This window comes from Proteiniphilum saccharofermentans, assembly GCF_900095135.1.
GTDB classification, from domain to species: domain Bacteria; phylum Bacteroidota; class Bacteroidia; order Bacteroidales; family Dysgonomonadaceae; genus Proteiniphilum; species Proteiniphilum saccharofermentans.
Genome location: NZ_LT605205.1, coordinates 3,117,253 through 3,139,446 on the forward strand (window position 1 = coordinate 3,117,253; position 22,194 = coordinate 3,139,446).

General features: G+C 43.2%; 15 protein-coding genes and 1 tRNA gene. 4 read left to right on the top strand and 12 right to left on the bottom strand.

All coding sequences use genetic code 11. The annotated features are described in order from the left end of the window. Positions 1-106: 106 nt before the first annotated feature. Complete coding sequence (locus PSM36_RS17740) at positions 107-517, top strand: hypothetical protein (protein WP_076931131.1); 411 nt, start codon at positions 107-109, stop codon at positions 515-517. Positions 518-600: 83 nt separating this feature from the next. On the opposite strand, the gene PSM36_RS12205 is transcribed toward PSM36_RS17740, so the two are convergent. Then, positions 601-1,077, bottom strand: coding sequence for an Lrp/AsnC family transcriptional regulator (locus PSM36_RS12205; protein ID WP_076931132.1), 477 nt, complete (start codon positions 1,075-1,077; stop codon positions 601-603). 23 nt (positions 1,078-1,100) lie between these two features. Further along, positions 1,101-2,342 carry a DUF1015 domain-containing protein gene (locus PSM36_RS12210; RefSeq protein ID WP_076931133.1) on the bottom strand — a complete coding sequence of 414 codons (1,242 nt, stop codon included), beginning with the start codon at positions 2,340-2,342 and terminating at the stop codon, positions 1,101-1,103. Positions 2,343-2,522: 180 nt separating this feature from the next. Between PSM36_RS12210 and PSM36_RS12215 the strand changes: the two genes are divergently transcribed. Further along, complete coding sequence (locus PSM36_RS12215; RefSeq protein ID WP_076931134.1) at positions 2,523-3,023, top strand: DMP19 family protein; 501 nt, start codon at positions 2,523-2,525, stop codon at positions 3,021-3,023. Positions 3,024-3,203: 180 nt separating this feature from the next. Here the strand turns inward: PSM36_RS12215 and PSM36_RS12220 are convergent. Next, positions 3,204-3,278, bottom strand: a tRNA-Pro gene (locus PSM36_RS12220). Positions 3,279-3,405: 127 nt separating this feature from the next. On the opposite strand from PSM36_RS12220, the gene aspS reads away from it, so the two are divergent. Continuing rightward, a complete protein-coding gene (gene aspS, locus PSM36_RS12225; RefSeq protein ID WP_076931135.1) occupies positions 3,406-5,163 on the top strand; it encodes an aspartate--tRNA ligase in 1,758 nt (585 codons plus the stop codon). Positions 5,164-5,193: 30 nt separating this feature from the next. Here aspS and PSM36_RS12230 read toward each other — a convergent pair whose 3' ends face one another. From PSM36_RS12230 to PSM36_RS12260, 6 genes are all read right to left on the bottom strand, one after another. Next, positions 5,194-6,516, bottom strand: a complete 1,323-nt coding sequence (locus PSM36_RS12230) for a Gfo/Idh/MocA family oxidoreductase (RefSeq protein ID WP_076931136.1) — start codon at positions 6,514-6,516, stop codon at positions 5,194-5,196. Between the two features lie 130 nt (positions 6,517-6,646). After that, on the bottom strand, positions 6,647-8,041 hold the full coding sequence (locus PSM36_RS12235; protein ID WP_076931137.1) for an efflux transporter outer membrane subunit: 1,395 nt from the start codon (positions 8,039-8,041) through the stop codon (positions 6,647-6,649). Continuing rightward, the gene (locus tag PSM36_RS12240; RefSeq protein WP_076931138.1) at positions 8,038-11,199 is read right to left on the bottom strand and encodes an efflux RND transporter permease subunit; all 3,162 of its coding nucleotides are present in this window, start codon (positions 11,197-11,199) and stop codon (positions 8,038-8,040) included. The genes PSM36_RS12235 and PSM36_RS12240 overlap by 4 nt, the downstream gene beginning before the upstream one ends. Then, positions 11,196-12,329 carry an efflux RND transporter periplasmic adaptor subunit gene (locus PSM36_RS12245; protein WP_173823191.1) on the bottom strand — a complete coding sequence of 378 codons (1,134 nt, stop codon included), beginning with the start codon at positions 12,327-12,329 and terminating at the stop codon, positions 11,196-11,198. Before PSM36_RS12245 ends, PSM36_RS12240 begins: the two co-directional genes overlap by 4 nt. 555 nt (positions 12,330-12,884) lie before the next feature. Further along, the gene (locus PSM36_RS12255; RefSeq protein WP_076929716.1) at positions 12,885-14,780 is read right to left on the bottom strand and encodes an IS1634 family transposase; all 1,896 of its coding nucleotides are present in this window, start codon (positions 14,778-14,780) and stop codon (positions 12,885-12,887) included. A gap of 169 nt (positions 14,781-14,949) precedes the next feature. Then, positions 14,950-15,615 (bottom strand): Crp/Fnr family transcriptional regulator, encoded by a 666-nt coding sequence (locus PSM36_RS12260; RefSeq protein ID WP_076931141.1) that lies wholly within the window; start codon positions 15,613-15,615, stop codon positions 14,950-14,952. Between the two features lie 167 nt (positions 15,616-15,782). On the opposite strand from PSM36_RS12260, the gene hcp reads away from it, so the two are divergent. Then, positions 15,783-17,432 (top strand): hydroxylamine reductase, encoded by a 1,650-nt coding sequence (gene hcp, locus PSM36_RS12265; protein ID WP_076932234.1) that lies wholly within the window; start codon positions 15,783-15,785, stop codon positions 17,430-17,432. A gap of 156 nt (positions 17,433-17,588) precedes the next feature. Here hcp and PSM36_RS12270 read toward each other — a convergent pair whose 3' ends face one another. From PSM36_RS12270 to PSM36_RS12280, 3 genes are all read right to left on the bottom strand, one after another. Next, on the bottom strand, positions 17,589-18,611 hold the full coding sequence (locus PSM36_RS12270; RefSeq protein ID WP_161947573.1) for a metallophosphoesterase family protein: 1,023 nt from the start codon (positions 18,609-18,611) through the stop codon (positions 17,589-17,591). Between the two features lie 48 nt (positions 18,612-18,659). Further along, the gene (locus PSM36_RS12275) at positions 18,660-20,030 is read right to left on the bottom strand and encodes a Gfo/Idh/MocA family protein (RefSeq protein ID WP_076931143.1); all 1,371 of its coding nucleotides are present in this window, start codon (positions 20,028-20,030) and stop codon (positions 18,660-18,662) included. 212 nt (positions 20,031-20,242) lie between these two features. Beyond that, positions 20,243-22,030 (bottom strand): hypothetical protein, encoded by a 1,788-nt coding sequence (locus PSM36_RS12280; RefSeq protein ID WP_179947212.1) that lies wholly within the window; start codon positions 22,028-22,030, stop codon positions 20,243-20,245. Positions 22,031-22,194 lie beyond the last annotated feature (164 nt).

The window sequence follows — 22,194 nt, forward strand, 5'->3', positions numbered from 1 at the left end:
AATTTTACTAACTTTACCATGTAGTAGGTGTAGTAATTTTTGAATCACTGCAAATATAGATGATAATTTTCAACAAACAAGTAGTAACGAAGATAATTTTACCTAAATGAAGAGCATTTTATATAGAATCCAGCAAATAGCCGATTATGAAAATGTAAAAATAACGGCTCTGGAGAGAAAAATAGGAGCCAGTAAAGGCGTTTTATCACGGGCCATTAACAATGGCACCGATATACAAGCGAAATGGATTCAATTAATAGTTGAAAATTATCCCCGATACAATACAGAGTGGCTGATCACGGGAAGAGGTGAAATGTTAAGATCAGCACCTCTCCGGGAGGAAGAAATATCAGATAAAACAGTCAACAGGTTAATAGAGGAAATAAAACAACTGGTTACAGAGAATACGATGCTGAAAATAGAGAATAAAACGTTAATGGATCAAAATGACCAATTGATAGAAAAACTCAATAGCGGGAGTACACTCTATAATTTCCCAAGTATTACCAAGCCATAACTCCCGCAATGACAATCTCAAGTGCCATCAAGTCCTTCTACCTATAAGACAGGTGTGAGAATAAAATTATTTATCAAAGAAAATCACGCCTCTTTTTCAATAAACTGAATAGGCAATTTTTTCCGGAATCCTTCTTTAAAACATATCAATGTTTCGGTTCTTGACAAACCAAGAGGTTGTAACTCAGTATGGATGATGCGCAACAGGTCTTTGTTGTTTTTCGCGAACACTTTGATTAAAACATCATATTGGCCGGTAGTATAATAACACTCCACCACTTCAGGTATTTTTTCCAATTCTTTTACAACATACTCAAAAGTCGAGGGAGAAGTAAGGAATATCCCCACATAAGCGCAGGTCTCATAACCGATCTTTTCGGCATCCAGAAGGAACTCCGAGCCTTTGACCACTCCTAATCCGGTAAGTTTTTGTACCCGCTGATGGATAGCCGCACCCGAAACACCACATGCCCGTGCTACCTCCAGAAAAGGGATACGTGCATTATCCACTATCATCCTGAGGATTTTTTCATCCAGTTCGTCTAATTCATGATGTGCCATAGATCGTTTTAAATTGAATATTATTAGTGTAATTGATGTATTACCAGTCCAGAGCGCAATTTCGGTTCAAACCAGGTAGTTTTGGGAGGCATGATATTACCCGTATCGGCAATATCCATTAACTGTTTCATTGAGACAGGATATAAAGCGATGGCAAGCGCCATTTCCCCGCTATCTACCCGTTTTTTCAGTTCCCCCAGGCCACGGATACCACCCACGAAGTCGATCCGTTTATCACTACGAAGATCTTTGATACCCAATATCTCATCCAGTATCAGGTTGGAAGTAATGGTCACGTCGAGTTGACCGATAGGGTCATTATCGTCGTATGTACCGGGTTTTGCGGTTACGCTAAACGAACGTCCGTCAAGATAGATAGAAAATTGATGGAGGTTTTGCGGTCTCTGTATCTCCGATCCGGCAGGCTCTACAACGAAGTTTTTCTCTAATTTTTTTATGAATTCATCGGGAGTGAGTCCGTTGAGATCTTTCACCACCCGGTTATAATCGATAATGGTAAGTTGACTGTCAGGAAAACAAACCGCCATAAAATAATTGTACTCCTCATCACCTATGTGGTTGGGATTGCTCTTTGCTTTTTCGGCGCCCACCAGTGCTGCAGCGGCAGAACGATGATGACCGTCGGCAATATACATTGCCGGAACGGCTTCGAATATCTCCGTGATCCGGCGGATAGTTTCCTCATCCGATATCAACCAGAAGTGATGCCCTACCCCGTCGGCCGAAACAAAATCATATTCAGGTTCACGGGCCTTAACTTTATCCACGATTCCATTCAAATCCTTATTGTCAGGATAGGCAAAGAAAACAGGTTCCATATTGGCATCGGTCACCCGCACATGCTTCATGCGGTCCTCTTCCTTATCGCGACGCGTCAACTCATGTTTCTTGATTTTCCCGGTCATGTAATCCTCTACATAAGCTCCCACCACCAAACCGTACTGGGTTTTGCCATTCATTGTCTGTGCATACACATAATACATCTCTTCATCGTCCTGCACGAGCCACCCGTTATCCCGGAACATCTTCAGATTTTCGGCGGCTTTTTCATATACATCTGCATCATGCTCGTCCTTTCCTACGGGGAAATCGATCTCCGGTTTGATGATACGATACAGTGATTTCTCATTTCCCCCGGCCTCTTTACGGGCCTCTTCTGAATTCAGCACATCATAGGGACGTGATGCCACCTCTTTTACCAGTGATTTCGGCGGGCGAATACCCTTAAAAGGTTTTACTTTCATCTTAGGTTTATTCTTAAAAGATTATTGCGCAAATATAGCTATTTTCTCCCGAATAAAGGGACAACACAAAGCCATTTAAGAAAAAACCGTTACATTTGTCATGGAGAAACAGGTATACGACACAAACAGGTTTAACTCCTGCATAATAAGCTTCTCGCACAACAATTAAACAAGGATCACATGATACAGATTCACGAAAACAAACTTATTGAGGCTGCTGAAAAAGGGATGGACGAATTTCTGAAAGTATTTATCGATGCTTATCTTGAAGCATTGGACGGGGAGATCACAGCAGAAAATATGGATCGTCTGAACGGGTATCAGCACACGCTACTGGCACTTCGTTTCTTTACCAAAGAAGTGAATGAAGGCGGATTCGTACAGCTCATCCAGAATGGCTACGGAGGATATATCTTCGATAATCCGGTTGCGAAAGCATTAAAACAGATGGGGGCGAAAGGATTTTCAAAGATACTCTATAAAGCCAAAGAAATATACGATACCCATCGTACGGAACTGGAACGGGAAACGACGGAGGAAGAATTCATGGCGATGTATACCGACTTTGAACAGTTTGATGAATTGGAGGAGAAGTTCTTCTATATAGAAGAGGAAGAGATCTCCATTATCGCGCAATATGTGGATGAGAATCTGGAAGATTTTGCAGAGATCGTGAAATAACCTATTTTGCAAAAACGAGTGAAACTTATATAAAAAAGTCGATGATCCTATTTTATACACGAGCCCGTGGCCTTGACACCCACAAAGATAGCATATTCCCGGAACTCACTGGCATTTATATACAAAAAAAGCCTTGATAATCAACATTTACATATTGATTATCAAGGCTTTTTAATTTCGTCGGGGTGGCGGGATTCGAACTCGCGACCCCCTGCTCCCAAAGCAGGTACACTAACCGGACTGTGCTACACCCCGAAATCGGATGCAAAAGTACAACTATTTTCCGATAATCTCAACATCTAAGCGGTTTTTTTATTTAACTGCGTGATTCACGCGAGAATTGTGTAAATTTGCAGTCCAATATATCAAACGATAATATCTTATGTACAGAAGCAATACATGCGGCGAACTCCGGTTGGCCGACATAGAGAAAGAGGTTACTTTAGCCGGATGGGTATCCAAAATCCGCAAGATGGGGGGAATGACCTTCCTTGACCTGCGCGACAGGTATGGCATCACACAATTGTCATTCAACCAGGAACTGGATCAGGATCTCTGCGACCAGGCCAACAAGCTGGGACGAGAATGGGTGATCCAGATTACTGGTACCGTCAAGGAACGCAGTAGTAAGAATCCTCATATTCCTACCGGGGACATCGAAATCATCGTCTCGACTCTGACTGTACTAAATGCTTCCAAAACACCTCCCTTCACTATCGAGACCGACACCGACGGAGGGGATGAATTGCGGATGAAATACCGTTACCTGGACCTGCGTCGTAATGTGGTAAGGCAGAATCTGGAACTGCGTCATAAGATGGCTTTCGAGACACGCCGTTACCTCGACGAGAGAGGATTCCTGGAAGTGGAGACACCGGTACTGATCGGATCCACCCCCGAAGGAGCTCGCGACTTTATTGTTCCTTCCCGCATGAATCCGGGTGAATTCTACGCGCTGCCGCAATCTCCACAATTGTTCAAGCAGTTACTGATGGTATCGGGGTTCGACCGCTATTTCCAGATCGTCAAATGCTTCCGTGATGAGGACCTGAGAGCCGACCGTCAGCCGGAATTCACACAGATCGACTGTGAAATGTCATTCGTCAACCAGGAAGATGTATTACAAACCTTTGAAGGATTGACAAAACACCTGTTCAGGTCGATCAAAAATATCGAAATACCCGATTTTCCCCGTATAACCTATGCAGACGCCATGCGCTTATACGGATCGGACAAACCGGATACCCGCTTCAAAATGACATTAACGGAGATAAAAGATCTTACCCCCGGGCGTGAATTCGGCGTATTTGATTCCGCAGAATATGTAGGAGCTATCTGTGCTAAAGGGTGTGCTTCTTACACACGCAAGCAACTGGATGAACTGACCGACTTTGTAAAGCGCCCCCAAATCGGAGCTAAAGGATTGATCTACCTGCGGTATAATGAAGACGGTTCGTTGAAATCTTCTGTCGATAAATTCTACACCGAAGAGGATCTCAAAAAATGGGCGGAACGATGCAATGCCCAACCGGGTGACCTTATACTGATTCTGGGTGGAGAGACTGAAAAAACGCAGAAACAATTATGTGAACTGCGATTAGAAATGGGCACCCGTCTGGGATTAAGAGACAAAAACAACTATAAATGCCTGTGGGTAACAGATTTCCCATTATTGGAAAAAGATGAAGAGTTGAATCGATTTTTCGCGAAGCACCACCCTTTCACCTCGCCCAAACCGGAAGATATTCCGCTGCTGGACTCCGATCCCGGAGCTGTTCGTGCCAATGCTTACGATATGGTGATCAACGGTGTGGAAATAGGTGGCGGCTCCATCCGTATTCATGACAGCGGATTGCAAAAGAAGATGTTCTCCGTACTCGGATTTACAGAAGAACGGGCGCAGGAGCAATTCGGATTTCTGATGAATGCTTTCCAATACGGTGCTCCTCCGCATGGCGGGATTGCTTTCGGGTTGGACAGGTTTGTTTCCGTCTTTGCCGGACTGGATAGTATCCGCGATTGCATTGCCTTCCCGAAAAATAATGCCGGACGCGATATGATGATCGATGCTCCCTCCCGTGTAGAGCAGGAACAGTTAGACGAACTGGGTATCATACTGTCACAAAAAAAGCTGCCTTAAGCAGCTTTTTTTGGTTTAGTCATCTTCGCATTAAAGGATATATCCTTCATTATAGGTTTTATTGAACAATCTGTTCGCATCTGCCTCGGGATCATCTACAAACTTCTCTGCTGCCGGATCCCATTTAACGGGGCGCCCCAGGTCGTAGGCAATATTTCCCAACGTACAAACCGTACAGGAACGGTGTCCTATTTCCACAGGAACTACCGGATCGGTATTTGTTTTCACCGATTCAATAAAATTCACGAGATGAGGGATCTTTGTCTCGTAAGCACCTTCTGTATTTTCCGCTACAGGGGGCAGCAAACTGTCATCAGAAGCCTTGAAATGGCCTCTCGACACCTCGATCCATCCTTTATCACCCCAGAATTTGACTCCCTTGGTCTGTTTTTCGTCGAACGGTTCCTCGGTCATCACCACCCCGTTGGCATATTTGTAAGTCAGGTATTTGGTATCCTCATATCCTGCCGGAATAATCTCCACGGGACCGCTTCCGTCCATTCCAAGTCCCCATTGGGCGATATCGAACATATGTGCACCCCAGTCGGTAGTAAAACCTCCACCCAGTTCCTTATACCAGCGCCATGCGCCCCAGAACTGTTCATTCTGTTCGGGATCGAGCGAAATAGGAGGGTTCAACTGGGAATTATAATGCACGTACTCTGACGGGCCTAACCACAACGGCCAGTTCAAATCTGCCGGCACGGGCTCTTCAGGCAGGTCGTAAGGTGTAGGAGGAGCGCCTACATAAGCATTTACCTTCTCAATTTTTCCGATTTTCCCTTCCTGTACCATCTTTACAGCATGCTGGAAATTGGCATCGGAACGCTGTTGGCTGCCTACACTTAAAATCACCCCGTTGTCACGCACCGCTTTCGTTAACATTTGCCCCTCTTTAATAGTAAATGTCAACGGTTTTTCCAGATAAACATTCTTTTTCGCATTACAAGCCTCAATAGCCATAAATGCATGCCAGTGGTCGGGTGTAGCAATTACCACAGCGTCGATATCCTCGCGGGCAATCAGTTCTTTGTAGTTTTCATATACCTCTACGGCTACTTCCGACTGGTTTTCTGTATAGTGCTTGTTCACTCGTAGCAGAAAACGCTCCCTCTTGACACCATACACATCACTTCCGGCTACCACTTGTACTCCCGGTATACCGATAAAACCATTCAACAGGTACATTGCCTGCTGACCCAACCCGATAAATCCCAGGCGAATAATTCCATCATCTGTTCCCGTACTCTTGTTTTGTTTACACGAGGAGAGGAACTGCGGGAAAACAGCCATTCCAACTGCACCTACAGCGGCCGTTTTAAGAAACTTTCTTCTTGTTAATTGATTACTCATGACTTTTAGATAATATGATAATGAATAGTTCTATCAAATTAGTCGTTTTCTGTTGCAAATATATGGTTTTATTATCAATTCCTTTATTTTTAACGGAAAAATATATAAAAACAGGTCAAAACAAGCAGTGTTAACGTATAATACCCCCGCCAAGAGCCTTATACATATCTACAGTAGCAATCAATTCATTGAGGGTTGCGTCATTGAGGGCAATCTCCGCGTCAAACAACTGACGCTGGGAGTCAAGCACATCAAGATAACTCACTAGACCATTTATATACTGTAGTTGCGCCAATTGATGATATGAATTGGCAGAGTCATAGAGTTTCTGATGCGATAATCTCATTGTCCTGGCTTTTTCCAGTGAAGAGATAGCATTGTTCACTTCGGCAAATACATTCAATACCGTTTTTTCATATTCATATACTTGTGCTTCGTAAGCAGCCTGGGCAGCAGCATGGCGAGCTTTGTTTTTCCCGAAATTGAAAATGGGCCCGGTCAGGAAACTTGATATAAACCAGGCAGGGCTCTGGAGAAAATTGCCCAGTTCGTCACTCTCCCCACCTAATTGCCCGGTAAGACTGAGTTTTGGAAACATATCGGTCAATGCTGTGCCTACCATGGCATTCATCTCGATCAACTGCTGTTCTGCCTGCAGGATATCAGGACGACGACGCAACAGGGAAGAAGGCAAATCCACAGGAAGTTCACCCGGAAAGTCAATCTCATCGATACGTTGTCCCCGGGGGATGAAAGAAGAGGGGAAATCACCCACCAGAATTGCAAGATCGTTCTCTTTCAATTTGATCTCATTTTCAATATCAGGAACCAACGTTTCAGTACGTGCCAGCTCTACCAAACTTTGCCGGTAGGGTATTTCTGATATAAGTCCACCCTCATAACGGAGTTTGGCAAACTGCACTCCCTGTTCTCTCGATACCAGGGTTTGCCTGACAATGGCCAACTGCCTGTCCAATGCCCTCAACTCGAAATAAGCCTGAGCCACCTCCGCCACAATTGTCAGGTGTAAAGCACGTTGTGCCTCAACTGACTGCATATAGGCTGCTAAAGCTGCATCATTTTTCCAGCGTAGATTTCCCCATATATCGAGTTCCCAACCGATATTCATATTCACCCTGAACTCCGGATCATGCTTTGGGTCGTCTCCACCATAATTGAGCATTTCCTTTTGCCCTCCAGCTTCTACCGAGACTTCCGGAAGCATGGATGCAAAACTGATCCGTTTGCTGGCGATCATCTCTTTGATACGCGCCGTAGCAATGAGCATATCCTTATTGTTTTCCAGCGCCTTGTCAATAAGATTCTGCAAAACGGTATCCTGGTAAAGGGTACTCCACCCTATATCATCCGTAGATAATCCCGGCATTTGCACTTCTTTAGCCCCATTGAAATGCTCCGGCATACCTGTGTTCTCTATACGGCTGAATTCGCGACCTATTTTACAGGAACTCAACAAAAGGGCCAGCACACATACAATTACTATATAACCGTTAAATGGTTTCATTGTTTTTTGCCTTTCTTGTTGTAAAATACTTTGATTTTATCTTTCATCTTGGGAAATCTCACCCAGGCAGGCAGAGATACCTTATTCTTCAACCTGTAAAGAAGTACAAAGAAGAACGGCACCGCAATAATACCCACCACTGTTGCAAAGATCATCCCAAAGAACACTCCCGTACCAATTGAATGGCGACTGGCTGAACCTGGCCCCGAAGCGAGTACAAGAGGAACAAGCCCCAGAATAAATGCCAATGAAGTCATCAGGATGGGCCGAAAACGTAGTCTTGCCGCATTTATAGCCGCATGGACAGGCTCCACACCTTTATCTACCTGTACTTTGGCGAATTCAACGATGAGTATGGCATTCTTTGCCGCCAGACCGATCAGTGTAACCAAACCTATCTGAAAGAAAATGTCATTATTCAGTCCCACAATCCATATCCCCAGATAGGCACCTAATGCAGCCACAGGGAAAGAGAGAATAATAGCCATAGGGATGGACCAGCTTTCGTATAAAGCTGCCAGGAAGAGGAACGCGAAAAGAAACACCAATGCCAGGACAAGGAACGTATTGCCCTGTGCCCTCTGTTCCTGAAACGAAAGTCCGCTCCAGGAAAGCCCGATATTCTCCGGGAGATGTTCTCTCACGATCCGTTCTATCACAGCCATGGCTTCTCCGGAACTATAGCCTGCGGCCGGTGTAATCTGGATCGATGCCGAAGTGTACATATTAAACCGGGATATATTGCCGGGGCCGGTAGTATAATCCATGGAACCGAGAGAGGTCAGTGGAACCATGGTTCCATTAGAGGCACGAACAAAGAAAAGGTTGAGGTCATCACCCGTCATCCTGAAACTTTGGTCGGCTTGAATATAGACCCTGTATACACGGTTGAACATGTTGAAGTCATTCACATACACTGCACCCAGATAAGCCTTCATCGTAGAGAAGATATCCGAGACAGGGACGCCCAACGCCATAGCCTTATCGCGGTCGAGATCGAAATACAGCTGTGGTATTTCGGGTTGCAAAGAAGCGGAGATATTGGCCAACTGGCGACTGTTATTGGCATAATGCAAAAATGTATCGGTCGCCGCCACCAACTCATCCCAGGAAGCTTCTGACCTTGCCTGCAATTTCATCTCGATTCCTCCCGCTTCTCCCAGGCCAGGAACTACAGGCGGCCTGCTGGCAAAGACTTTAACCTCGGGATAATGATAAAACTCCTGTCGTATATCATTGATCACATCATCTACTCCCATATCCCTCTCTTTCCAGGGCTTTAATATCACGACCAGGGTTGTACGTCCCTGGTTAATACCCACGCGAGGACTGGAGCCGGTTGTATTTTGCACATGATCAACGGCTTCATGACGGTCAATATACGCTATTGCCCTCTCTGCCACATTACGCATACGCTCGATAGTAGCTCCCTCAGGCATTTCCAGTTCTACGGTAAAGAAACCCTGGTCCTCCTGGGGAATGAAACTCGACGGAACAAAACGGTTCAACAGAAAGATAGCGACCAAGACCATGCCAAACCAGAATATGATTCTTTTGGGATGACTGATCGTCTTGTAAATACCTTTTACGTATAAACGGTTTCCTTTAGCAAACCAATTGTCAATCCGCCTGAAGATTATATTTTTCCTGCCATGCCGTGGTTTGAGGATCAGTGCACACATGGCGGGACTAAGCGTCAGTGCGACTACTGTGGATATGAATACGGAGACAACAATGGTGATAGTGAATTGCTGGTACATTGATCCGACAATTCCGCCCAGAAAACTAACCGGAAGGAATACTGCCGCCAATACCAGTGAGGTGATGACCAATGCTCCGGTCAACTGTCTCATCGCCTTATGGGTGGCCTCACGGGCATTCATCTTGTATTCCACCATAATGCGTTCTACATTTTCGACAACCACGATCGCATCATCCACCACTATCCCGATAGCGAGCACCAACCCCATCAGTGTTAGTGTATTCAGGGTGAATCCCATCATCAGCATAAACCCGAAAGTACCTATCAACGATATAGGAACCGCTATAATTGGTATCATTGCGGTCCTCCAGCTTTGCAGCGAAAGGAATACCACCAGTATAACAAGTATCAGCGCTTCGAAAAGCGTTTTATAGACTTCCTTTATCGATTCCGAAATATATTCGGTGATATCAAAAGGAATAAGGTAATCTAGTCCTTCAGGAAAATCTGTGGAGATGGTATGCATGGCATTTTTTATCTCATTGGCTACCTCCATGGCATTGGCTCCCGGCAACATATAAACCGTAAGGATAGCTGCATTTTTTCCGTCCAATCCACTTTCCGTGGTATAGGTAGATGCTTCTAGTGAAACCCGGGCCACATCACCGATACGGATAAATGAACCGTCGCTGTTGGCCCTGATCACCACATCTTCGAATTCCTGCACGGTGGACAGACGCCCCTGGGCGGTGATAGGAATAGAGATATCTACCCCTTTGACAGGTGGTTTCCCAAGTTCCCCCGCAGCAGACTCCCGGTTCTGGTCTCTCAGAGCCTTTTGCAGGTCCTGCACCGTAAGCCCGTAACTGGCCATCCGGTCGGGATAAACCCATATCTGCATACCGTAATACCGGCTTCCCACATTGGATACACGACCTACACCCGGAATACGGCGCAATACATCCAGCACATTGATAGTGGCATAATTACTCAGATATATCTCATCAAATTTCGGATCATCAGACACAAGCGCCAATGTAACAAGCTGATTGGAAGCCTGCTTTTCTACAGTGATCCCGTTTTGTAAAACTTCAGCGGGGAGACGTGCCTCAGCCAGTTTTACCCGGTTCTGTACTTCCACCGCCGCCAGGTCCACATTCGTATTTACATCGAAAGTAATGGAAATGGTCAATCCCCCGGTGTTATTACTGCTCGATTCCATATAGAGCATTCCCGGGGTTCCATTTAATTGCTGCTCGATGGGTGTTGCCACTGCCTGCGAAACAGTCGATGCATCCGCTCCCGGATAGGAAGTGCTGACCCTGACCATTGGAGGTGTTATCTGGGGATATTGTTCAATCGGCAACGAAGCAAGCCCTATAATACCGACAATTACAATAAAGAGAGATATGACGGTAGACAGGACAGGTCTATCTATAAAAAATCCCTGCTTCATATGCTGTCTCCTTGCATTCTATTCTGTTCATCCGCCTCTATCTGCTCACGTGTATGGGGAATTACTTTCTGTCCATGGGTAAGTTTATGATATCCCTCCGTAACTATTTGCTCGTCGGTAGACAATCCACGGGTTATAACTACCTTATTACCCTGCTCATAGCCGGTCTCCACAAAACGCCACTCAGCTATGCTGTCGGGACGGATAACAAACAGGAAAGCCCCTCCTTTCTCGATGATAAGGGATTTTCGCGGTGCTACCACCACATCCTCCAGTACGTCCAACAACAGATTTACCCTTGTAAACTGTCCGGGCAAAAGTTGCTGATCGGTATTGGGTATGGCGGCACGCACACCAAACGTACCGGTCTGAGGATCAACCAAGGGTGAAGCGAAATCAACGATTCCTTTCTCCTTATATATACTATTATCGGCCAGAGTGATGGTAACGGCAGGTTGCCATGAACGGGTAGCATCCAGCTCTCCCAGACGGACATTCCGCTGTTGGCTTCTCAGGTAATCCAATGCAGTCAGCTTGAATTCAACAAATACAGTATCACGCTCCACTACTGTGGCAAGCAATGATGATTGTGATTTTCCGACCAGTGTTCCCACATCTACGTACCGTTCACTGATATAACCGGAGAGCGGTGAACGGACAATTGTATAACTCAGTTCCAACTCAGCCTGCTCCAACTCGGCCTTGCTCATCGACACACTTGCATCAGCCATCTCCCTTGCTGCAATTGCATTGTCCAGATCCAAACGGCTTGCCGCATTTTGTTCATAGAGTGGACGGAGGCGCTCCTCATCTCTTCTTGCCTTGGCTGCCATGGCCTCATCTTTCTTCAGTTGTGCCCTGGCTCTCTCCACTTTGGCTCTATAAGTGGCATTATTGATATAAAAGAGGGGTTCTCCCTCTTCAATCCTTTTTCCTTCTTCAAAAGTCATCTTTTCCAGATAACCCTCTACCCTCGCATGTATTTCCACTTTCCTGTAGGCCCTGATAGAACCCACATAATAACCATGGATCTCGATATTGTCCCGTGGAACTTTTTCTATCTCTACGACAGGATATACTTCCGCTGTCTCTTTACATGAATAGAATGGAAGAAATGAGCATACAAGCATCAACCCTAAAAAGAATCGCCTTTGCATTATACACATAAATAGTTGTAGTTTGTTTGATTAAATAATACCCAACGGAATATACATTCCGGCTATATATAACAAGTCAGAATTGTTTAACACATCGGGATTGAACATGTTCAGTGCGTCCGTGGGTACTTTTTTCTTTTTTAATATTCGGATCAACTTCAAAAATAGAGTTACGAATAATCGTATTCTCCTGTTTTCCCCTCAATACGGGGTATATTATACTTTAAACGACAACAGAAAACCGGTCAGCAAAAACATTGAAAATCAGCGCCTCACAGACACCACACAATTACAACTGAACGATTTCCTGTATGACAAAGGTATAAATATTTTCTTTGAAGGGGTAAATTATAAAGGGGAATACTTTTATATAAGGAAGCAATTGACTTTTTTTAACTGGCAGGGATTCTTATTTCGTTTCTTTTCAAAAGATCACTTCAAATGATATTGACCGGCTTAGAAGCAAATTTAAACAGTCTCTTAACCCAACTTTCACTTACATTTCCACGCAATCCTGTCCAGAATGAGTCAGGACGATCCCCTTGGCGGTGACTGTGACCTACATATTTTTATTTTCTTGAACGGCGCCTGTTTCATCTTTAGGATGGAGTATATCCTCTCCGCTTGCTTTGTCGGCCGACTGCATTGTCTCAGTTCCACCTTCTCACCCAGGGCATTGACGGCTTCTGTAGTCACCAATTTCTGCGTAGACATGCGGCGAACAATCTCTGTCCAATAAGCGTTTTCTCCCGATTGCTTGAGTTGAAAGCGTATCGTATTGACAATCCAATAAGAAAGTAGTCCGAAGAATAAATGCGCATCACTGCGTTCATCCTTTTGATGATAGATGGGTCGTAGATTGAGATCCGTTTTTAGCTGCCGGTTGGTGCATTCTATCTCACGAATCAAATTATAATACTCCCAGGTCGTCTGTTCGCCAAAAGTCCGTACGTTGGTTCTCAGGAAATAGACTCCCGTGTTTTTGTCTATTGCGGTAATATCCTTGATCGTCCAGTTTACTTTTTGCATTTCAGCTGGTTTCCTCTCATTGCACAGGTACGTTATTTGATAATGTCGCGCGATGGAGGGATAACGCTCAATGGCTCTGCCGACTCGTTCAACTACTTTTTCGTAACGTTTGGTACCTCCTTTCCTTGTAATGGCCTCGTTGATTTTCTCCATCTCACCTTCAAAGCGTTCTTTCCATTGACGGTTCATGGAGGCTTCCGTCATTGCTTTTGAGGGAGAGGTGATCTCCAGATAATAATCCTCTTCAGGCCGGGTCTGCACTTCCCGCAAGGTAATCTCCTGTTTTCTGGTGTCATGTACGGTTACCGTCCGGTGATCCTTCGAGAGGCTGTAGTCTTTTAACCGTGTGCGGGATACGCAAAGATAATTGTATCCTTTTTCTTTTATGCCTTGCAGGTTCTCTTCGGTGGAGATGCCTGCATCGATTACAACCAAGGTCTTTTTACTGGTGACGGAGGTTTTGACAGCCAACTTGTCAATCATACCGGGAAGTGATTTGGGGTCTGAGGTATTGCCTGCAAGAATAGAGGAATAACGGATAAATCCCTCCCTGTTTATGCACAAGGCCAATACCAGTAATCGACAGTCGTTGCGCTTCTCCTTGCTGCGTCCGAAACGCGCTTTGCGACTTCCTGCTTTACGGCCTTCAAAATAGAAGTTGGTCAGGTCAAAAAGCACGATACGATTATCTATATTGAACAGGTTATCCGTCCTTTGGCAAAGATGTCGTTCCAATTTATCTTTGATCCCATAAAGACGATCCGGCATTTGGTAGAGTGCATTGATGCCCGGAGTCCAATCCGGAGTACCTGAATAAAGTTCGCAAGCAGCGGAATTCTCCTTCATGACACGGTGTGTAGCCCATTCCGATGGACTATAAACGGTTCGGACAATCAGATGGGAGAGAGCGGCATGAATGGCGTTTTCATTCCAGCCCTGGCCTCTTAGAAAATCTTCCAGCCCCAGGCGGTCAATGGTTTGTTTGCAAAGCCATTCCGCGCCGATGTTACGGGCATCGGTATGTTCTACTGTATCCAAATCTATATACCTTTCGGACTCTTCTTTGGATTGGTTCTCTTTTTGGTTGAACCGGTCGATCCCTCCTTCGGCAAGCATGCGTTGCCAGTATCGTTCGGCAAAGAGGCGCTCTTCGTGAGAAAGTCCATCCTTATTTTCCGGGAAAAGAGATCCATGATGCCGGTGTTGAAAACGCATAGTCAAGGCACGTGCAATACGTTTGACCTGGAGAGGCTTCAGGCATGGTTCAAAACCGATATTCAGTACAATCAGGGAATGCACATGTCCGCGCACATCTCGATAAGACTCCTTCAGTCGATAGTAAGGAGCTTCCTGTCCCGTGGCGGAATTGAAACGTAGTTGTACATTCACGTGCATGAGACAAAAATACAACAAGACTTGCATTCAAAAGTGTCCTACAATCCGGATTTGACATACTTCCGAAAAATACGATCGCTGAATATCAAATGGCTATCACATCAAAGGAGCATAAAACAGGCTCATTTTTTATCAAAAATAATTTTGAGGGTGAAAGTTGGGTTAATATCTATACCAACTCTTCAAGTTTTCTCCTGTCCAGCACTTTCAATTCTCTCTTATAAAGGGAAATCATTCCTTCCCTGATCATTTCTCCCAGGGTACGGGCCAGTGAAGGGCGTTGTACGCCAAAGTACTCAGCCAACTGGGTTTGGGTACGCCTTAATATAAAAGAATTGTACTGGGGAGTTGTATTTTCCAATATATAAAGGGATAATTTTCCTTTCAGGCTTTTGATAGACATCATCTGCACCTTTTTAGAAAGAAATACGGTCATATTGGAGTTGACCTTCATAAAATTGGCCATCAACGTTTCATTCTGCATCATCTCCTTCATCCACATCGATTTGGGGATCAGATAAAAAGTGCTTTTCTCGGCAGTGATCACATCTACCGGATAACGGTTCTCAGTGGCAACCAGAAAAGCAGGAGCAAGCGGCCTGACCGGTTCAATGAACTCAATCTCTAAGACATTTCCCTCTTTGGTCACCATTTCGGTACGCACCAGGCCTCCCATCAGCAGATAAAGGAACTGGACCTGGTCACCCTGCCGAACCACATAATTGCCTTTATCTACTTCCCTCACTTCGGATACCGAACGCTCCAATATCCCATCTATCTCCTCTTTGGACAAATGAAAGAAAAGGGGACAGGAAAATATATTATAATCAGCCATAACTATTTCATCATTTTGATACAAAATTAGATGATTTTCTTTTGTAAACCGCATAGGAGGATAAAATCCGGCAGGGTGTAACCACGGTTACACTTTTTGTCATGATGGGCCGATACCTTTGCAGTAAACAATTACACAAATCAATCTTACGAAATAATATGGAAAAAATGTTTTGCTATCAGTGTCAGGAGACGAGTAAGAACGAAGGTTGCACCATACAGGGTGTTTGCGGGAAAACAGCCGATGTGGCCAACCTGCAGGACCTGTTGATGTTCCTTTGTAAAGGCATCTCCCACTACACTGTTCGCTTAAGGAAGTTGGGGATTGAGATTCCCCAGATCAACAAGTTCATTACCGATAGTCTCTTCATGACCATCACCAATGCCAATTTCGACAAAAGCCGGTTTATCACACGTATCTTAATGGCTTATGAAATGCGGAATGCCGCTGAAGAGCGGTTACTCTCCGCAGGGGGGAGTAGGGCCGGAATTACTTTTGACGGAGCCTTCTGGAGAGGAGACACTGAAGAAGAGATGGCAGAGAAAGCAGTGGAGACAACCATTCTCACTACCGAAAATGAAGATATCCGTTCACTCCGTGAATTGACTATATACGGATTAAAAGGGATGGCTGCCTATGCCGAACATGCATTTAACCTGGGTTATGAAGAGAATGGAATTTACGGTTTCATGCAGCGGGCACTGGTAGATGTGACCAACGATTCACTGAGCGCAGAGGAATTGACAGGGTTGGTACTGGAAACCGGGAAGTACGGTGTACAGGTAATGGCGTTATTGGACAAGGCCAACACTTCGAGCTACGGTCATCCGGAAATCACAAAAGTCAGTTTAGGCGTCCGTAACAACCCCGGCATTTTGATTAGCGGGCACGACATGAAAGATATGGAAGAGCTATTGAAGCAAACCGGGGGAACCGGCGTAGATGTCTATACTCATAGCGAAATGTTGCCGGCCAACTATTACCCGGCATTCAAGAAATACAGCCATTTTGTAGGTAATTACGGTAGTTCATGGTGGCATCAGATTGAAGATTTTGAAAATTTCAATGGCCCGATCCTTTTCACTACCAACTGTATCGTACCTCCCAGAAAAAACTCCACTTACGGAGATAGGGTGTATACTACAGGGGCTTCCGGATTCGAAGGATTCAAACATATTGAAGACCGTAAGGACGGGCAGCCCAAAGATTTTTCCGCGCTGGTCGAACATGCGAAAAGGTGTGCTCCCCCCACAGAAATGGAGAGCGGAGAGATTATCGGCGGATTTGCCCATAACCAGGTCATTGCATTGGCTGACAAAGTGGTGGATGCCGTAAAGACAGGTGCTATCCGCAAGTTCTTCGTGATGGGAGGTTGCGACGGGCGTTTAAAAGGACGCAACTATTATACCGAATTTGCAGAGAAACTACCCAAAGATACGGTAATCCTTACCGCCGGATGCGCGAAATACCGTTATAACAAACTGCCATTGGGTGATATCAATAGCATACCACGTGTATTGGATGCCGGACAATGTAACGACAGCTACTCGTTGGTAAAGATTGCATTGGCGTTGAAAGAAGCTTTCGGGTTCGATGACCTGAACGATCTTCCCATCGCCTACAATATCGCATGGTATGAACAGAAAGCAGTGATCGTACTGCTGGCGCTTCTTTCACTCGGAGTAAAGAATATTCATTTAGGCCCCACCTTGCCTGCATTTCTCTCGCCAAATGTGGTCAACGTATTGGTCAACAATTTCGGAATAGCAGGCATCACCACTGTGGATGAAGATATGAAAGCACTGTTAAATGCTTGATAATAAGACAAAGTTGACTGTAAAAAAACCGGCTCCTAACAAAGCCGGTTTTTCATTGCAGAATATATTCTCAAACCTGTGAATTCAATCATCATTTAGTAAGCCTGTTTCTTAAAAGGAAGATCATAAGTACAGTATTATCAAAAAAAAGTTTAGTCATTTTAGGGATATTTTTGTTGTTTGACCTGTAGAATCAGGGATCGAAATCATAATATCTGATTCAGTAAGTTGGAATAAGCGCCAGTTATCAATATTGTCTCTAAAAGCACCGGTTATTATTTGTTTGAAGCTGAAATCTTCTGAGAAATTAAAATCAAACAAGTCGTTTCTATGTATGTGTCCAGCTACAATTAATTGAACGGAAGCATTATTCGTTTCTTTTAATACATCAAGAAAATCTTGAGTATTAGTTTTATTTACATAATCGTCATAGCTTAAAGAAGGATTCCCTTTTTTTTCATCTTGATTATCAGAAGTTGGCAATGGTATGTGCATAAAAATAATTTCTTTATCATCAGACGATTCATCTAATTGTGCCTGTAACCAGTCCAATTGAGGGCGATCAATAATGAAAGCAGCTTGTTCCTTGTGTGTCCTAACTGAAAGATAAGCATTATCTAGAAAGATCAAGCGGTATACTGTACTTCCTACGTTATATATTCTACTGTAATAAGTACCTTGGTGAAAAACAGGTAAATTCTTTACCCATGTTAATTTTGCAATATTTGCATGATTCTGATGATACCTATTTTTGGGATAGCTGGCTATGTCATGATTTCCTAATACTAAGTAAACGACAGAATTTGTCTCATAATTCATAATTTTGTGAAACAATTCTATTTGATTCCCCATTAATCCTCCTTCGGTTGATTCCGCCTCATAAAAATCTATCATATCCCCTGTTACAACTACAAAATCGGTTTTTTTTGCCATCGGATGGCTATTCAAAAACTTCACAAATGGCTGCGCATTTGGGAAAGATTTCCCAAATCGTCTTTGGACAAAGCTTGAGTCATAACTTATAGGATTTAAAATAAGATGTACATCAGTAAGATGTACAAATTTTAATGTATCATTTCTTTCTTTAGAAAATGCAAATACTGGAATAATTAGAAAAACCAACAATAAAATAAGAAAGTGGCAATATCTTTTAGCTATGCATTTGTGTAAATCCAACATAAGTTTGTTTTTTAGAATTACATAATTAAAGAGTTTCATACTAATATATCATAATTTATTTTCTTGAGGGATCAATGATGAAAGGCTTTTTATCATGACGGGTTCTTTTGAGGCTATGCTTTTTCTTGCGGCAATTCCCACCAGGCATGACAATGCCCCGTCCCTCACTTCGGCTGCTTGCCTGAGAGGATCTTTCGTATTGGGGATGAATATCTGATCCTTGAGAAGTTTGTCGCCACCCCCGTGCCCCGATCCCTGGGGTATCTGGATATATTCCCTCTTCCCAAAGTTCCTGAAAACCACTATCTCGTCATAATTTGCATCCGATGTGGGTTTTGACTCCTGGATCCAGGCATCCATCCGTCCTCCAGTTCCGTTGAACGCGATCCGGTACCCCTCGTAGGGTGAATAGGTGGTCAGGGAGTAGGACACCTGTACGCCGTTCATATATTTTATGGTTGCAGCCATCTTGTCATAAATGTTGATATCGTTCCTGAACACGCAACCGTCCCGATAGTATCCATCATATTTTTCGTTATCGACATATAACTGTTTGAGCCTTTCATTCCTTGTTATATCCCAATAGAAATTGCATTCTTTTGTATGGGGACAATTCCTGCAGTTGTCCGCCCTGAACGGGCCGTTTTTCCCGTAGAACTCCAGGCTGCCCAGTGCGTATACGCTTTCAGGGTCACTGCCGATCCACCAGTTAAGCAGGTCAAAATGATGGCTGGCCTTGTGTACCCAGAGTGAACCTCCCTTTTCCTCCAGCCTGTGCCACCTCCTGAAATAGTCCGCCCCGTGGGAAGTGTCGAGGTACCAGTGGAAGTCGACTGATGTCAGCTTTCCTATTTCACCCGAACGGAGGATCTCCCATATTTTCGCACGGTGTGGCGAGTAACGGTAGTTGAAGGTGACCCTACATTTCCTGCCCGTTCTCTTTTCAGCATCTATTATTCTTTGGATTTTTTTCTCATCAATGGCCATCGGTTTTTCACAAATAATGTCCGCCCCCATTTCCATCCCCTTTTCGATGAAATAGTCATGTGTGTCATCGTCGGTAGTGACTATAAGTACCTGAGGTTTGGCCTGACGCATCATCTGCTCGAAATCGGCGAATGTGGGGCAGTCAACCCCGATCATCTGCCTGCCGGTCTCGAGCCTCCCGGGATTCTTGTCACAGAGCCCCACGAATTCGATATAGTCTCCATAGTCTCTGACAACACTGTTTCCCCACATGCCTATCCCTCTAACACCGGTTCCCACCAAGGCTATTCTTGTTTTTCTGGTATTCTCTCTCATATCAATTGCGCTGTTCGCAAAGATTTTTGATTTGGGATCTATAATGGTTGTTCCTGCTATAGCTCCTGATACCGTTAAAAAGTTCCGTCTCGACATGGTTGGATTATTTTCTTTCATGTTCGTATGTATTTATTTTAGTTATTAGTTCTCTATCTATCACTATTAAATTTCCCAGACTTTCTTATATCTGTTCATCTGTAAGGTTTCCTTGTATTATCACTTTATGAATAAAAATTAGTTTTATCATGTTTAAAATCAATTTTCACAGTCATATTGATTGTAGAAATTATAATACATTTAATAAGTATTTTATTTCAGTGACTCATTTATTACTCTCTTGTAAATGCAATTCCATTTAAATTTGTTGAATATCCTCTAGTCTTATTTGGCCAAGTACCATTCTCGATCCAATCACAATACTGAAGAGCCATATTTGCATCTTCTTTCCAATTCCATTGGCCAATTGGAACTTTTCTATTATAATTTTTAATTATTCCCGAAATTTCTTTGCAGTCATCCAAAGCATTACCTATTATTTCTATCAGTTTAGGATTTTGATAAGATAGTCCCTTGGCATATATTCTATACCCAAAATATAAAGTGCTAACAGCTTTATGTAAACGGGCAGTTATTAACGTTCGATTAAAGTAATCAAATAGTTCCGTATATTGATCTTCTGATAGATATGGTTTTGCTTTAGTGATTTCAAATAAAGAAGCTTCTGCTAAAGATACACCATACTCTTTCTCGGTCATTACATATGACAGGAACTCCTCATTCATTTTTTCTCCGCGGGTCAACCATTCATTATCTATTACCCATGGAATTTCATACAGTTGAGTTCCTCCAGCTTTAGCCCAATCTGGAGCTAATATATTTATTATATCTCTCCAATAATGAAACCCACGATCAACTTCATGTTCTACATAAACTACAGGTGGATCGAGCCATTTTCCGGAAACATGACGTGCCCAATGTGATGGATAAGGGTCGTAATTTAGGCTTGAGTGATTTGCGGTGCTTGTCCCAAGTGTGTACAAGATTGATGTAATAATATCAAAAGAATTTTTGAATGCATTTTTAATAAAAGGAAGAGCTTCTTCGTTATACGTTAACGTTATGAATTCATCATAAATATCGTCGGAAGTTAAACTTCGATCTTCTAAATATCTCTTTAATGCATAAAGGTTGATTTCAGAAGGGCGCCCTACTATTCTAGTATCCCCATATCTATCAGTACGAGCTGTATAGCCTATAATATGATCACGGTTTAAAAAATCACTCCAACGATCTAAAATATGCTCGGGCCAAGTGTTTGCAATTATACCTTGACCGTTAAATTCTGCCCCCGTATCAAATTCTATAATTGTTGGTCTATTAATAGTACCGGCGAGAAAATCGTTTGGATGGGTAAGAAAGAAATCATGAGGTGTTTCTTTCATCATTAATCTGATTTCAGGGTATTCAAACAATTCAATTGCGCCGATAATATTTTCATACTCCTTATAGGTATAAGAGAATGTTCGTGCATATAGGTTTAACCCTCGTTCTTCAATTACTACTGAAGCAATAGCATTTACCACCGCAGCTAATTTTTCTTGATTACTTTTTAATTTCTCAGAATACTGATCTTCAACTCTTGCTCCAGTTTCTATAAATGTAAGAACTAGACCTTGTATATTGGGAGCTAAATTGAGCATTTCACGGTAGTCATCTTTAAACCATTCCCAAAAAGCGTCATCGTCTAAATTAATTGTACCTTTAGGACCTGTTTTAAACTGATCAGGATAATAATCCAATTCATATAGGGATCTATCCCATAAAACAACTTCCTGAATCCCTTTTGAATGAGCATATTTTGTTAGTATATCAGCCTTTTCTAACCTTTTAGGATCTCGAACATGTTTTAAATCATGAATAAGATGATGTGATATCTGTAAATGATTAATACTATAGTTGAGAGATTTTTCAATTACCAAAGAGTCCTCATGAACATCATCGGATAGAATAATCCATCCCTTGACAGTTTCATTAACACTAAGAGGTCTTGGACTGTTCTCTTTTGGAGAACAAGAAAATAAAATAAAAAAAAGGAGGGAAATTATATATTTGAACATAATAAGTAAATTGTAAACTATTGTAATTAGAGATTTTATAATCAATTAAAAAAGAATAATATGAAAGAATCTTTTTGTTATATAATTCTCTCGTTGTCTTCTATTTGATCTAAATTTAGGTGTTTTTTAGATAAATCTTTGTTCTATTTAGGCTTACCACTAGA

Bases quoted from the DNA above. Each gene is read 5' to 3' on its own strand.
- PSM36_RS17740 (WP_076931131.1), top strand. From the start codon at position 107: ATGAAGAGCATTTTATATAGAATCCAGCAAATAGCCGATTATGAAAAT.
- PSM36_RS12205 (WP_076931132.1), bottom strand. From the start codon at position 1,077: ATGGCACATCATGAATTAGACGAACTGGATGAAAAAATCCTCAGGATG.
- PSM36_RS12210 (WP_076931133.1), bottom strand. From the start codon at position 2,342: ATGAAAGTAAAACCTTTTAAGGGTATTCGCCCGCCGAAATCACTGGTA.
- PSM36_RS12215 (WP_076931134.1), top strand. From the start codon at position 2,523: ATGATACAGATTCACGAAAACAAACTTATTGAGGCTGCTGAAAAAGGG.
- aspS (WP_076931135.1), top strand. From the start codon at position 3,406: ATGTACAGAAGCAATACATGCGGCGAACTCCGGTTGGCCGACATAGAG.
- PSM36_RS12230 (WP_076931136.1), bottom strand. From the start codon at position 6,516: ATGAGTAATCAATTAACAAGAAGAAAGTTTCTTAAAACGGCCGCTGTA.
- PSM36_RS12235 (WP_076931137.1), bottom strand. From the start codon at position 8,041: ATGAAACCATTTAACGGTTATATAGTAATTGTATGTGTGCTGGCCCTT.
- PSM36_RS12240 (WP_076931138.1), bottom strand. From the start codon at position 11,199: ATGAAGCAGGGATTTTTTATAGATAGACCTGTCCTGTCTACCGTCATA.
- PSM36_RS12245 (WP_173823191.1), bottom strand. From the start codon at position 12,329: ATGCTTGTATGCTCATTTCTTCCATTCTATTCATGTAAAGAGACAGCG.
- PSM36_RS12255 (WP_076929716.1), bottom strand. From the start codon at position 14,780: ATGCACGTGAATGTACAACTACGTTTCAATTCCGCCACGGGACAGGAA.
- PSM36_RS12260 (WP_076931141.1), bottom strand. From the start codon at position 15,615: ATGGCTGATTATAATATATTTTCCTGTCCCCTTTTCTTTCATTTGTCC.
- hcp (WP_076932234.1), top strand. From the start codon at position 15,783: ATGTTTTGCTATCAGTGTCAGGAGACGAGTAAGAACGAAGGTTGCACC.
- PSM36_RS12270 (WP_161947573.1), bottom strand. From the start codon at position 18,611: ATGTTGGATTTACACAAATGCATAGCTAAAAGATATTGCCACTTTCTT.
- PSM36_RS12275 (WP_076931143.1), bottom strand. From the start codon at position 20,030: ATGAAAGAAAATAATCCAACCATGTCGAGACGGAACTTTTTAACGGTA.
- PSM36_RS12280 (WP_179947212.1), bottom strand. From the start codon at position 22,030: ATGTTCAAATATATAATTTCCCTCCTTTTTTTTATTTTATTTTCTTGT.